We start from the raw sequence: 14602 nt of genomic DNA on the forward strand, positions 1-14602 counted from the left end.
CTTGCTCTGGACAGTATCAAAATGATAATACATGGACTGGGAAGTAGCTTTCCCATTTAATTTTAAAAGCATAATATTTGAGTTCTAAAAATTAAAATTATCAGTAACCACAAATGAGAACTAGCTTATTAACTCATTTATTATATGTGACATATTTAAACTGAAATAGGTACCTAGAATCATAATGAAAGCATCCACAATTTCACTGTTAGCAACACTTATTTTCTCTGCTGCCTCTTCAGCAAATCAAGAAATCGACTCATTTAGCAAAGCTAAACGACTGTTAGAAAAACAAGTTTATAACAACCACCGCGTTACACTTTATTGTGGTGCGACATTTGACGCTAGTAAAAAAGTAACCGCACCGGAGGGCTTTTCTACAACAAAGTACGTCAAACGAGCTAAAAAAATTGAATGGGAACATGTCGTTCCGGCAGAAAACTTTGGTCGTACTTTTAGCGAATGGCGAGATGGACATAAGCAGTGTGTAAATAGTGTGGGGAAGTCATTTAAGGGTCGAAGATGTGCAGAAAAAGTAAATACAGAATACCGTTTTATGCAAGCTGATATGTTCAACCTCTATCCGGCCATTGGTGCCGTGAATGCGCTGAGAAGTAATCATAACTTTACTATGCTTCCAGCGGCTCAAAGCGATTTTGGACGTTGTGCGATGAAGATTGACGACAGCAAAGCTGAGCCACCTGAAATGGCTAGAGGTCAAATTGCGCGTACTTATCTGTATATGGAGAACACCTATAAACGATACAGCATGAGTAAAGCACAAAGCCAGCTAATGAATGCGTGGGATAAAATGTATCCTGTAGATGATTGGGAATGTACTAGAGCAGAAAAAATTTCAAAGCTACAAAAGAATCAAAATAATGTAGTAAAAAGTCGTTGTGAGAGTAGAGGTCTTTAAACATATCATCTTAATCATGATTTATGAAAGCTTAGAATTAATAATCAATCAAGTGATTTTTAACGTGAAACTCTCAGCTTTTATTAGTTAGTTTTTAATTCAGAATGAGCAGCTTTGAGCGATAACCGGACATTGAGGTTGGCTAAATATCGTCGTTAATTGATTCGTTAGACTGCTCTTTGCGCATATATTCACGAAAATGAGCGCTGCGCGTATGTTAGTTCATTTAACTTTACCTAAAAAATTTAGAAAACTTACTGATAGTAATGCCTTAGTTAATTTGTTAAAACTATACAAAATAGATAAATGAGCGTTAAGTCGGCAGAAATATGCGCGATGAGCGCACTATTAAATTGTTATGCTTCTAATATAGGCACAAGGAAGAAAATGAATACCAAAGTCAAATTAACTATCTTGGTGATAGTTACCAGTCTCATTTTATTTTTCGCTCAAACATATGTCTGGACAGAAGCTGGAAAAACCACTCAAAGCAAGTCTTATGCATACTCATACCAGCTAAATCAATGGAAAGAGGATACTTATAGTAAATTTGAGTCTCTAAGGAAAAGTGGAACCTACGACAACTTGGATTTGTCGCGAGGTAAAAAGGTGGTTAGCCCTGCTTTCTTTTTAGATATACATGAGTATCAACGACATATAAAAAGCATACTTAGAACACAAGAGTTTAACTCTCGCGTTTCATTCGAAATGCTTAGAGAAATAGATAGAATGAATCCTAAAGGCTTAGTTCATACTGATGCCCCTACAGAGATAAAAGTAAAGGTTGAAGAGTTCGAAAAACTACTCTTGAAACATGACAAAGTAACAGAAAGGCTCAATACCTATTTGCCTGAATTGATTTCGGCTTTTGAATACAAAAAAGAATATAGTGACTCTGAAAAAATTGAGCTAAGCGTAAAGCAGCTTGAACTTTTAAGTGAACTGTATTCTAGTGATTACCTATTCCTAAAGAGGAACACGGATGTGTTTAAATTCATTAGGGACATGGGGGATAATTCTTATTCAATGCTTTATAACTATGAGAAAGTACTTTCTGGTTACAACAAGCAAGTTAGTCTAGAAGATTCATATAAAAAAGTTTTGCTTTTAATTCTAACGTTAATTTCATTTATTTTTTCTATTCGTATTGCTTTAATTCCGGAAAACGAAACATAACAAACGCATTAAATCGCTCGCAAGCTCGCTGGGACGCTAACACATGGGCAGCGTCACTTCGTTCCTATTTTAGCCCATATGTTATCGCCCTTTATGCGGGTGTTAGGCTTCAGGAAAATTTAACTATGGCTTCCCTTTTAGAACATCCTGATTCACAAGAGTTCTTTGATCGTACATATTCGCTACTGATGGAAGAGGCTGACAGAGGATGTGTTTTGCTTGGTGTTTCTTTATTGGATGAAGAATTAAATAAAATGTTTAAATCTTTTGTTCCGGAAAAAACAAGCAATACGCGATTAAAAGAAATATTTGATGGCAAAAGTGCTTTTGGCAGTTTGTCTGCAAAGTTGGATATAGCTTACGTTTGCCGCTTATTGCCTTTAGATTTAGTTAATTGTCTGCATTTACTGAGAAAACTAAGAAATAACTTAGCACATCAAGCATCTGCATTTTCAATTGAAGAAAACTTGGATCAGATATACGAAATATTCAATAAAACTAGCGGTAACCTGATTGCTGGAATGACAAAACTATCTGGTGAGATTGTTTATGGCCAGTTTATAGAAAAAGTTATGAATACTAATCACCCTACAGATGAGGGTAAAAAGCTTTTCGAGTCAAAAGATGAAGCCTTTGCATATTTAGAGAAAAATGACGATGTGCAAAAGACGCTTTTTGAACAAAGAATAAAAATTATGTTGGTAATAGGTATTGCAAGCTTGGGTGGATTAATAATATTTCATAGAGAAAAAGTACTAAGAAAATTCGAACAGTAAGCCTAACAAACGCATTAAAATGGACGTCTAACAGTTGGCTGTCGCTAATTCTTCGCTTATTTTAGCCAACTGTAATCCGCAATTTATGCGGGCGTTATGTGTTTAGGAGAGTATTGTGAACGACGAACAATTTTCGAGGACTTTGCAATCAGTAGGTCAAAGTTGTTTTGTAAAATATTTTGATGTTTTTTCATCTAAAACGTTAAGTCGCGAAGATATAATTGAAAAGCTAAAATCCGAAACTAATTATACTGACGGGTCATGTGTTTCTCGTACAGGGCATGCTCAAAGTATTATTAACGCTGGTTTAGCTAAAAAAGCACTTGAAGCTGTAATTAGCTCTCAATCAACTAGAATATTACCTGAAACCAGAGAAAAGGCTCAAAGTTTATTAGTGCAATTAAACACATAACAAGTGACTAAGGTTATGACTGTCCGCAATTGGCACTTTGCTGAAACCAGCTTTGAGCGATAAGCAGTCAGTCGTATTTTTTACATTGTATGACTTCTTCAAGCTCATAGCTGACGCTGATTTTTAGGGGCGCATCGTTCCTAAAAAGCAAAAAACACTTACTACTTTGTGAAAATAATGTAAAAGTAAGAGCTAAGAGAGCGACCTGCTTTTTATATAAAAGTCTAAATTTTGAAACGACTTATCTAAATCTTTCAAGCCATTTACAGCAATCTTAAGTTTAGCCATATCCTTCCTAGTGAACATTTTCATTGCTATCTGATTTACTATGCCGAAACTCTTGACATCTTTTTTTGTTTCGAACCACTTTATTACTGAATTTACTAAGTCAGAATGTTCGAATCCGCTTTCAATACAGTCTTCAAACCACTGCGTGGTGAGCCAGTATGATAACGCTCGCTCATCTACATACTCTTTTTCTAAGGAGTCAGTATCAATTGATGTGATTGATCTATATTTATTTTTTGAAACAAATTCATCTATATTGGTTCTTCTATATTGAAACCACTTATTTCGATTACATACGTCCCAAAGCGAGTGAATATCCATTTCACTTAAATACTCTCTATAACGCCATAAGGCTTTTACCTGCTCCAGTCTTGTTATCCCCTTTCTTCCATTAGTCCTGTCACCAAACGCCATTAAAACATGTTTAAAAATATCTTGAGGCTCTGTTGAACTCTCAATCTCTTTGTGAAAAAGTTCTAATAATTTAGGAAGAGAAATATACAATGCTGCTTGAAGAAATCGTCTCCGACTTTTAACTTTTTCCCAATTATCTAGCAAGATCCTACTTGATGTATCTGGTTCCATCTCCATCAATAATTCAGAAAGAATATAATCTACCTCTCCGTCATTTTCTGTATTGATTTCGTTTATTGTTTTAGATAAATAAGCGGTAAGGTTCTCATTCCAAACATATCTACCAGCTTGCCACCAATACCCTTTGTTCGAAGGGATCAACTCTATTGCCGAATTGATAACTGATAAATCACCTCTCTTAGCTCTTTCAAAAATAGCCCATTCAAAAGCATCGTCTTTTTTGTCAATTGAACTTAGAAATGAGAGGTCTGTGTTTGCTTCAACTGAACCGTAAATATTTGTAGCAGCTTTGATCATGGAGAGTGAAGATTGTTTATCTTTAATAATTTTTTCTAAAAGCTTTTTAGATTCATCAGGCATCTTATTTTTGCGTTTAGAGTGATCAGCAAATGTTGAACTAACAAAGAAGAACCCATCTTTTGATTGCTCATATCTTTTAGCCAAATATTCAACTATATGTTGTACAGCAACAGGTACTCCAAATACTCTAAACATATAAGTAATAGGCCACTCAAGCCTTTCATCCTCACTCGCCCTTTTAACAAAGTAAGTTAGCGCATTAATAGGTACATAAGATTCAAATGCCCAAGACAAACCATCACTAGCAAAAGAGTATAAATCACAACTTCCGTAATCGTTTTCTTCATCAGATAAACTAGTCCATTGATCGCAAACTTGTCTCAATAATGATTCATCCCTTTCATGACAGCGAGAAGCCGCCCACATATAACTCAAAAGGTTTTCTTTTTTGTCTTTTGATTTTCTCCAACATTCACCTATTGAGGGTTCAAGTGAGGAATTACCTATATAACCTGCCAATAATAAACAAGCATTAAGTGTTTTATCGCATTTAGGGTTTGAGCTTAATAAATTACTTAGCTGCTTAGTGTAAGCTTGCCCATGTTTTGAAAAAACATGGGCTAAAAACTCTTTTCTTCCTTTTACTTTTAGACCAAGCTCATGCCTTGAAATTAGGTTTAGACCAGCATTCAAATCACCATTTCTAAACCTAGCCTCCAGCCAGAATTCATTTGACGAGCTGTTTGTAAATAACTTAGTCATTGGTATAACACATTCAGAATCAATTCTTGAAAGTATCCTAATTGCCTCAAATCTAATATATTCATTCGCCAATTCATCCTTATTAGTTTCAACAATCCACGCTTCAATTTTTTCAATCAGATATGTCGTATCTATAAAGGTACTACTTGTTGTAGTTAGTTTGAATGTATGGAATAAACTTAGGGGGTTTTTCCTTACAAGGTAGTCTATTGATTCTTGTTTAAGTGCATTTTTTACAAGTGCTACGGCTACGGCTTCCGAATAAAATGGGTCGCATATATACTCACTTTTTTTCGGTAAACTTAAGGATTTAGCAATAACTTTTGCAGTCATTGCTAGACTAATTCTATCGTGACGGAAAGAAAGGGAATTACTACCACTTTTGTTTGAAAAATAAATCGCAGAACCTTTTTTTAATAGCTTCTTCAAACAGCCTAATTTGTTAGGTGAGTCTTTGAACCATTCGGCTATTTCTTTTATAGTTGGATTTAAATTTCTATTGCTCAATAAATATCCGACTAACTCTTCATATATTTCTTCAATTTCATCGTCATAAATATCATCAAAATTAGCCGCAATTTTGCAAATGTCGTTGCTTATATAATTTTCAATGATATCGGCAGCGGCGGTTTCTGAACTTAAGTCACTTAAAGCTATCAATAAAGGGTCATTACCAAGTGATGAGCATATTGATGCTATTTCTACCTCTGATAGTTCAGCTCCGCTCTTTTCAACTTTTAATTTGACAGCTTCTTTTGCCTCTCTTGTTGAAAAATTACCTACAAATGAAGTAAATTCACTAATTTTTACTTTTTCATCATGTTTTAAGCTATCGAGATAATTAGGATATACAGGACATACAATTAGCCATTTATCAGATGTATTTCTTTGTATCCATTTTAATATTTTCTGTAATGTTTTTGTTGGGCTATCCGATTTGTTTATGTCTTCAATAACTATAACGAAAGGCAATTGGTGTTGACAAATTTCAAGGGCTGTTGCTCCAGCAGCATCATTTAAATTGTTTTCAAATACGGATAATTGCTCAGTTATAGCTTGTTCTAGAGAATTTGATTTATCAATGATTTTTTCAGATAAAATGATACCTGCGCCGCCATTATCAAAATTAGCTTTAAGGGAATTAAAAGCAATAATTGATTTACCAACGCCTGACTCCCCTACTAAAAATTGATGATTAATTACTTCAGGCTGACAGGTTACTCTTTGAACCATTAACTGGACATCAATAAGCTTGGAATAATCATCGACTTGCTTTTCTGTAATTTCCCTCAACAATTCAAGTGATAACTTCTCTGGTTTTTCAGCCAAATACAGTTTTCTTAAATATTGACCTTTAGCAGTCGTATCGAGGTAATTTGCTATTCTAGTACCTCCATGAATTTCTAAGTCTATATCATTTTCTTTGGCTAAAGTCTTAGCATCTAAGATCGTTTCTGGTTTAGGGTCGAATGTCGATACTAAAGCGATTGTTGCTTTTTTTATATCTTGGTATTTAGAACGATAACCGTTAATTTCATTAATAGCTTTTCTTAAATCTCCATCATTACCAGTGGGGCCTTTTGAGGGATCTTTGGGTTTTACAGTGGATAGATCTTTAAGAAACTTGTCATGTAGGCTACTTATATCTGTCGTTGTATGTTCTAAACCAGCTACTCCCAATTCACCATTTTCTTCATAGACTGAAAACCCGTCTAATGGTGCTTTTACTGTACTTCCTTTCGGGTTGACACCTAAATGACTTGTACTCTGATACTTATTTGGATTAAACGATCTTAAATAAGCAGTAGCTAACCTTTCAAATTTAGCTGCATCTTTAAATTCCGATAACTTTTTTACTGTTTGATTAACGTAAGACATTTTTGTATAGCACATGATAAATTGAAATTATTGATAAGTTTTCACTTTTCATTCATGCCCCATACTAACACCCGACTTAATTATAAATAAACACTTACAGGGTATGCAGAATTCGGATAAATACTGATCAATAAGCAATTTTTCGAAAAGTTAAAGGATATTTGAGGCTCAACTGTAAATATACTGATCTTTCGAATGGCCGCAATGGTGGCATTTGCGACCATCAGTATAGACTTAAATTCAAATACTGAATGTCCGCAAATGGCACTGAGCCGAAGAGCGAGAAGCGGTCATTGAGATTGGCTAAATATAATAGTCAATTGAGTGGGCAAACTGCTCTTTGCGCATATATTCATGAAAATGAGCGACGCGAGCATATTGTTCTATTTAACTTTTCTTTAAAGTTTTAGAAAACTTTATGATAGCAATACCTTAGGTTATTTGATAAAACTATATAAAATAGATAAATAAGTGTGGCGTCGGCAGAAATATGCGCCATTAGCGCACTATAAAATGTTAGTGCTACAGGAGTTACACTTTGACTACCAATGAAAGCGTTCAGTTTCACATGCGTTTTGTGACTGAGAAACATCAAGAATTAATTAAAACGCTAGATGAATTAGTTGTTGCTCTCGTAGGAGAAAAACTTGAGGGTAAAAAGAATAAGGGAAAAGAAGCCTTAACAAAGGCAAATGATTTAAAAGCTTCAATATCTAAGCAAGACTCACCAGCGTGGCTACCTAGTCTAATTCAAGGACTCAATCACTTCCAAGGAAATTCGTGGAAGCAAACTCACTTAATTGATCATTTAATTAAGAATATAAATCAAATTAAAAGTCATAAGTGGGTTTTTGAAAACCCAACTGATACTGCATTTGATTTTGATTCAATTTATGAACACTACAAAGCAGAAAGTCGTTTACCTGAATTATTCAATGACATAGTTAGAATCCTCGAAGAAATTCAAGCAAGCGGTGAACTTGATAGCCTTGTTATGATTAAGGGACTAGGCAAAGTTATCGCCACTCTGAAAAAGAATAAGGATGGCTCATACTTTTCCATTAATGGCGCATGGGAGTTTTTAATTACTTTCTTACAAAATTATATGTGGGGAGAGTTATCTAAAATTCCAGTTTTAGGTACAGCTATGGAAGCTTTAGAGAAAACTATTAAAGAAACAAATGAAGAAATGTTTAAAGTGCATGCCAATGTACAAACAGAAATGGAAAACGTTGTAGAGACAGAAATCAAGGGGCTCAAAAATAAGTCATCGTTTAAATTCTTAGCTTATGATAAAACTGGAGCTCAACTTTCAGCACCAAAAAGCTTGTCCGTCAGCGAGAGTGTATAGCACTATAAGTCAAAAATAGCAGCTGGTTTTTGCCCCTTCGTCGCTTATTTAAACCAACTTCTATTTGCCTCTTAGTGAGTTAGTTATATGCCAAATCAACTATTGGCGAAATATTCAGGCCCATCAAAGGAGTTAAGTTGTAATGGAAAACACGTACGAAAAAATACTAGGTAAAGAAGCATCACAGTTTATCCCTATAATTAATAAGATTCTTTCCGAAGTTAAAAATCATAAATATCATTTCATGAACGAGAGTGAATTTACATCCCTAACGCAAACCTCAGCAAGTGAGGGGCAATCTCAATATATGAAAGAATTATTGTATAGAGCAAATTTTGGTTCCTTATCTGCAATTGCTAAAAATTATGAATGGTTAAGAGGAATGCATAATTCATATGAGGCTGGACTATATTTGCCGTTTGCATCTTCATTTAGGTGCCTTATTGAGTCAGTAGCCGACAGTTATTTTTCCCTGTCAAATTTATGCACCACTCTTTCAAAGAACATAAAAAATATTAATATCTCCATTAATCAAAACTCCCCGAATTTCCATATATACACAGATTTAGAAAATCAACTTATCCACTATTCCCATGCTAGAAGATTAAATAGTGGTGAATCTGCGCCTGATTCTCATAAAGCAGAAACAGCCGCACGCTATGTTAAAAAGTTAGATGAAGAAACAAACTCAGATTTTTATGATTGTTATTCTGAACTATGCCAACTTAGCCACCCCGCAGCACAAGGGGTGCTACATATGATGATTCCAATTAATGATCAAGATTTTATTTTTGAACACAAATTTGGAAAAGAAAAAATAGATGCATTTTTAGACAAACAGCGAGATAAATTTTCTACTCTATTAACTCTCGCATTTAATCCATCAATTTTGGCTCTAAAAGTTATAAATCATATTCAATTAAATGAGCTTCATGTAGAGCCTGTAAATGAATTAAATATGGATCACATTGTTGCATGGCAAAAGTGTAAGCAATATATTATTCAAGCTGGCATATAATGCGGAGTTTTAGGCCAAAGGGGGAGAGTCCTGACTTCAGGCATTATTTTCCTGACCGTCCGCTGTTGGCACTGAGCCGAACTTCGGCAAAGAGCGGTCGGTCGGATAAGCTCACTTTTGCCCCATTGCTTGTCAACAGGACAATGTGTTGACAAGCCTGGCAAAATCGAGTTAACCAAAATGTAGTGATGCTTAAGAAATTCTATAGATTTAATGACTTACCACTTATAGACTGAATTTTTTATAAGAAAGTCATTAATACAATGTCACCAATGATCAATTCATAGCTTTGAATACAGTTATCACTTTGCGAAAAATAGTTCCTATCCAAATATTTCGTCTACCTATGATCATTACAACCATAGAATGAGGCGTATGTATGGAACCTATCCAAGAATTAACATCTATTGATGACGGAGAAGGTATATCCTCTGGATGCGTATGCCACTCACCAATATATTGAAAATGCCCATTAGAGCTTTTAAATGCAGTCATGACCTTTTGCTGGTGATGCGGGCCTTTACGATTCACGCAATACCTTGTTTGGTGATCTCCTGGTCCGGGCTCAGAAATATCACAGATGACAATATGCCCCCCACGTCTTTCTCCTATAAGCACTCCACCTGCTTCTGCTGCTAGAGGGTTCATTTGTCGGTACGATAATAGTTTACCAACAACTATTGGTTCTATTACGACTAGCTGGCCGCTTTTATCCCTAAATACTATTTCTTCATTATTCATCATTACAAATTGCACATCTTGACTGTTTTTCCAAAATCCGTCGCTTACCTGTTCTATAACGTTCATCAAGCATAAATTCACTATATGACCAAGGTAAGCATGGCTTTAAGGTATTTAATGCGGCTTCTTGCGCTATAGCAGCCGTTATATGACTGACTGCTGCATCATATGTTGTGTACGTACTCCCGCAACTTACAAAACGCTCAGCTGCTTGGTCTATATCCACAAAACGTAAATCCATATTGGCATTATCTTTTGACCCTTGATGAACAGAGCTATCTACATTCATGCAGCCATAACAACTACGTCCATCGTCAACAAAGACTTTTGCTGCTCGACCATTACCATCGTTAAATGCATGGATTATCAGAGGACGCTCATTGTCTCTCATTTGTCTAACAACATACGCTAACCGTTTAGATATTGGTGCGCGGCCAGTCGTATCTATCACGAGATCATATAGTACCAACGATGACCCATTGATGGGGAACCGGTAACCAAAACCTCGTATGTTTTTGGTGACATAGATAGAGTCCATCAAAGTGTCAACCAACGCCTCAGCCTTATTTTTGCCAAAATCATTTGCTTTAAGTGAATGCCGAGAGAAATTATGAGGCTTAAATTCATCATGATCATATAGGTGAAGATAACCTATACCGCTTCCAGCACCATTCCTTAGTAATAGATGAGCTAAATATCCTCCGATAGTTCCACAGCCAACTAGAGCAACTTTTTTACCCGATAAATCACCATGCGCAGCTCTATTTCTACTCTGTAGCGTTTTCTTATCAGCTTTTGTTACGCTAAATCGCTTGAACGATTCACAAGAGTGCTTACTTGATAAAATCGCAACTCTATTTAAAAAAGATCCAGCCTTACCTTTCTTTGTAGATCTTTTAGATACCGTTCGATTACTCAGTCTTGCTGTATTCATTTCCAAGGACACTGCAATCGGATCTTGATTTACTATATCAAGAAGTAAGATGTTTCGTTTTTTTACAGAACGATAAAGGCTATTAGCTAGATGGCTTCGAGCATTAGAATCTACTTGTTTAAGCCATAAAAATAGGTCTTTTAAGCTAGTAGGTGGCCAATTGATACCACACAAGCGAGTAGGGTTAACCCTAATATAATGTGTAGAAATATAAGAATGATTAACACTCAATTTTAATTTACGTTGAGTTAACCACTTAGTTAGATCTTCATTAGTACCTTTTGTGTCTTCCGTTGTAACAAACTCACAATAGCTGCTGCCTGTATCATTAGCAGGTTCGAGCATAACAGTTGTAAAACTGACTTTCCTATTGCAATCCGCTAACAGATATAATGACCCTTGTGACTCCCAATACGATACAAACTCATTTTGTAGCTCTATGTCTCCAACATCGTTGTCATTCATAGATAGGACAGCATTGTTGAGAGTTCGTTGAATCTGACAATCTATCTCGTTATACAAACTAGGAAGATCATTTGGATTCCAATCAGCTTCTTTCTGCTCGACATAGCAAAGATATCCATCATGTGAAATGTGAGGAATTAGCCTACCTTCATACGAAGAAGGAACTAGATAACAATATACCGTTGGGAGCTCTACATGTGGATCATTTGGGACAATCAATATAGTAGAAAAGACGCCCCCAGGTGTATCATAATCTTTTGTATAATATCCCTTTCCTGAATTTTCTTTGTAGAGAATAGATACTACAGGTAGCCTTTTTGACAAGGTATAACGAAATCCTACTTGCAGCATCAATTGATGTACATCTATCATTCTAGTTAACCACTAACCATAGAGGGGCTTATCTGCGCCGGAGAAGTGCTTTGTGCAGGCTCAGCATTAAATGCGGGGGCTGCAGCAATAATTTTTATCAAGCTTGCATCTGATACACGATTCCCAAATATACTAGATAGTATTGATAACGCATCTTGCTTTGTCGGTGCATTTTCAGCATTTTGTAAAGATGCAGGCAACTGCTCTAATTTAGCGACAATACCCTTGTGAAAGTCTTCATGTTCTATCTTTGCTGGGAATAACGGTCGATCATCTGTATCATCAGGGCTCTCTACACCGCTCTTAAATTCAAATGCAAAATTCTTAGCAACTACTTTCATGATGTCCCCCATGTCTTTTGGATTGACTGAATGCTTGCTCAGAATTTCAACGGTTGCCGCCATCAAACTAATTGAACTTGGACCACCTACATCCCACTGAGCATCACGCCAAGCTTTCATAAATCGACATACGGGGCGAACATGAGAACCAATCTTTTTACAAGCATCATTAAACCAATCTTCAACAATTTTAGGATCGCTGTTCATCCACTTGTGCGTACCAGGACCTTCATCTCTTAAGGCTAAGTTAACGGTTTTTGAATCTAATCGCTCGAACATCACGTCATCAGAGTCTGTAGCCTTTTTAACAAGATCTAACGATTCATACATATTACTGGCTGACTCAAGACCTAGACTACGATCTTTGGTAATAAAACCCTCATCAGGAATGGCATACATAGGAACGTCAATGTGCGTATTTTCTTCTGCGATTTTGATACGAGCACAAGTTCGCTTACTTTCAAATTCCCAGCCAGGGTTATCAGCGACTAAGGACTTCAAAGAAGTATCAACTAAAAGTGTTAGCAGCTTATGGCCAATTTTGGGGTTTTCAAAAACAGTCATTGGCAAATATGTACCATCATCTATATCCATCTCTTGACTGGGCTGAAAGGGCTTATTTAACGTGTCGTATTGGAAGCTACCTTGAGTCCAAAACCTAGGCTTTAGTTTTGTAAACCCATCTCTAACATCATCTTCCATCTCGTATATTAAGCGTGCTACAGTTTTCTGTTCTACTGTGGATAAGTAGCTTATTCTTGTTGATTTCAATCGGCCTTTAACATCTTCTTCTGACTCTGATTTTTTTAAATTGATTGCTACTTCTATGGCTTCATCAAACACTTCTCTAATGCGCTTACGAACATGGGCTCGCAATCTTTTCAGCTTATTCCTTTCAGTGTCTGTAAGTTCCAATTTTTTTAATAAGCTATCATCACGGCCCATATAGTATGTATGTAAACTCCACTTCATATTTTTTTCTCCGAATATGGTCTATCGACACTAGTTACTAATGGTTTAAAAAGTGCTGCTGGCTCATTAAAGAAGTCTCTTAATGCACCATTTTTTGCGTATTCTTCTGAAACAAGTTGCTTTCCTCTTCCAGCAAGATCAGCAAGAGAACTTGGACTAGAATTATCTAAAGTAATATCACTCGCAGCTTCATTTGGTACCTGACTATCAAGCTTGATATAATTCCCCAATGCACCATAAATAGCCAATTCTCGTTTAAGCATGTTTTGATGCAAAATTTGATTTGCAGCCATAGTGCTTAACACTAACCTTTCTCCCAACCCCCATAGTCCAATATACCCGCCTTTCCAGAAAGACTTAGAACTCAATAAATTTGGACTTACTGCATATTCTTCGCCCATCGTACCAATATTCAATATGTGAATATCTTCGTAATCTGCGTGTGGAAAATCCAATTTCATATCACCAAAAACTTCATGCAAAGCTATGAAACTTGGGTTATTGGCTACAAGGCCACCATCTATAAATCTGAAGCCTAAATCTTCAATATAATGTGGCGCAAAATAGGTTGGAGCAGCTGAGGTTGCCATGGCTGCATCGATGAGGCGTATAGTTCCATCTCTGGTAAAATCAGGATTATGCGGAGTTTTAAAAAACTGAGGCTTTCCTGTTGACAAATTGATTGAAGGAATCATCACTCGCCTAGCAAGATCATTGAAGGTAATTTCATCTCCAATCATTGCAACAATGGCTTTTCTTAATGGGTCACTTTTATAAGTTGGTGCTATAATTTTTCTAAAAAACTTTCTAGCGCCATCGGCGAAGCTGTGTATAGGAAATATCTTACTGCTTTCTGTAAAAAACACTTCTTTGAGTTCGCGAGCGGATTTACCTTCAGCAAGACCCAATGCAAGAATTCCACCAATTGACGCCCCAGTGATCAAGTCAAAGTAATTACCTATTCTGACATCTTTTTGACCTGTCTTTTGTTCTATTACGTTTTCTAGTTCGGCAAGCACGCTTATCGTGAACAGTCCTCTAACACCTCCCCCGTTTAAAGCAAGAATTCTTACCTTTTTTGACTTCGCATTCGATTTATTTGAGTCCATAGCATGCTTCCAAAAATTAATTGCATTTCAACACATATGGGGGCGTATATTTTTTAATCAAGGGCTTATTGTCAACAATGACAATCAGTTAGGTACTTTGATACGTGAAAATTGAAAGAGCATACTCATTTTAGATATGTATATACATTATTTAGACAACTTCAGTGACGGAGTAAAGCTGGCCACTTGCGTAG

11 protein-coding genes are annotated in these 14602 nt (G+C 36.1%); 6 read left to right on the forward strand and 5 right to left on the reverse strand.

Annotated elements, in window-relative coordinates; translation table 11 throughout:
• Positions 1 to 184 precede the first annotated feature (184 nt).
• The 4 genes from I6F41_RS16960 to I6F41_RS16975 all read left to right on the forward strand — a co-directional run bounded on the left by I6F41_RS16960 (position 185) and on the right by I6F41_RS16975 (position 3283).
• A complete protein-coding gene (locus tag I6F41_RS16960) occupies positions 185 to 919 on the forward strand; it encodes an endonuclease (RefSeq protein ID WP_197108821.1) in 735 nt (244 codons plus the stop codon).
• 387 nt (positions 920 to 1306) lie between these two features.
• On the forward strand, positions 1307 to 2095 hold the full coding sequence (locus tag I6F41_RS16965) for a hypothetical protein (RefSeq protein WP_197108823.1): 789 nt from the start codon (positions 1307 to 1309) through the stop codon (positions 2093 to 2095).
• 125 nt (positions 2096 to 2220) lie between these two features.
• Entirely contained in the window at positions 2221 to 2871 is a 651-nt protein-coding gene (locus I6F41_RS16970; RefSeq protein WP_197108825.1) for a hypothetical protein, read from the forward strand.
• A 115-nt stretch (positions 2872 to 2986) separates the two neighbouring features.
• Positions 2987 to 3283, forward strand: a complete 297-nt coding sequence (locus I6F41_RS16975) for a hypothetical protein (protein ID WP_197108827.1) — start codon at positions 2987 to 2989, stop codon at positions 3281 to 3283.
• Between the two features lie 192 nt (positions 3284 to 3475).
• On the opposite strand, the gene I6F41_RS16980 is transcribed toward I6F41_RS16975, so the two are convergent.
• Entirely contained in the window at positions 3476 to 7105 is a 3630-nt protein-coding gene (locus I6F41_RS16980; RefSeq protein WP_197108829.1) for a hypothetical protein, read from the reverse strand.
• Positions 7106 to 7643: 538 nt separating this feature from the next.
• On the opposite strand from I6F41_RS16980, the gene I6F41_RS16985 reads away from it, so the two are divergent.
• Entirely contained in the window at positions 7644 to 8456 is an 813-nt protein-coding gene (locus I6F41_RS16985; protein WP_231613600.1) for a hypothetical protein, read from the forward strand.
• A 142-nt stretch (positions 8457 to 8598) separates the two neighbouring features.
• Entirely contained in the window at positions 8599 to 9474 is an 876-nt protein-coding gene (locus I6F41_RS16990; RefSeq protein ID WP_197108831.1) for a hypothetical protein, read from the forward strand.
• A 276-nt stretch (positions 9475 to 9750) separates the two neighbouring features.
• Here the strand turns inward: I6F41_RS16990 and cap3 are convergent, their stop codons facing one another.
• The 4 genes from cap3 to I6F41_RS17010 are packed head-to-tail and all read right to left on the reverse strand — an operon-like array spanning position 9751 to position 14408.
• On the reverse strand, positions 9751 to 10218 hold the full coding sequence (cap3, locus tag I6F41_RS16995) for a CBASS system CD-NTase/cGAS isopeptidase Cap3 (RefSeq protein ID WP_231613608.1): 468 nt from the start codon (positions 10216 to 10218) through the stop codon (positions 9751 to 9753).
• Positions 10208 to 11986: an E2/UBC family protein gene (locus I6F41_RS17000; protein ID WP_231613614.1), complete on the reverse strand. Its 1779-nt coding sequence runs from the start codon at positions 11984 to 11986 to the stop codon at positions 10208 to 10210. The genes cap3 and I6F41_RS17000 overlap by 11 nt, the downstream gene beginning before the upstream one ends.
• A gap of 5 nt (positions 11987 to 11991) precedes the next feature.
• Positions 11992 to 13299, reverse strand: a complete 1308-nt coding sequence (locus I6F41_RS17005) for a CBASS cGAMP synthase (protein WP_197108833.1) — start codon at positions 13297 to 13299, stop codon at positions 11992 to 11994.
• A complete protein-coding gene (locus I6F41_RS17010) occupies positions 13296 to 14408 on the reverse strand; it encodes a CBASS cGAMP-activated phospholipase (RefSeq protein ID WP_197108835.1) in 1113 nt (370 codons plus the stop codon). The genes I6F41_RS17005 and I6F41_RS17010 overlap by 4 nt, the downstream gene beginning before the upstream one ends.
• Positions 14409 to 14602: the final 194 nt, after the last annotated feature.

This window comes from Pseudoalteromonas sp. SCQQ13 (genome assembly GCF_015864415.1).
Classification (GTDB): Bacteria; Pseudomonadota; Gammaproteobacteria; order Enterobacterales; family Alteromonadaceae; genus Pseudoalteromonas; species Pseudoalteromonas nigrifaciens.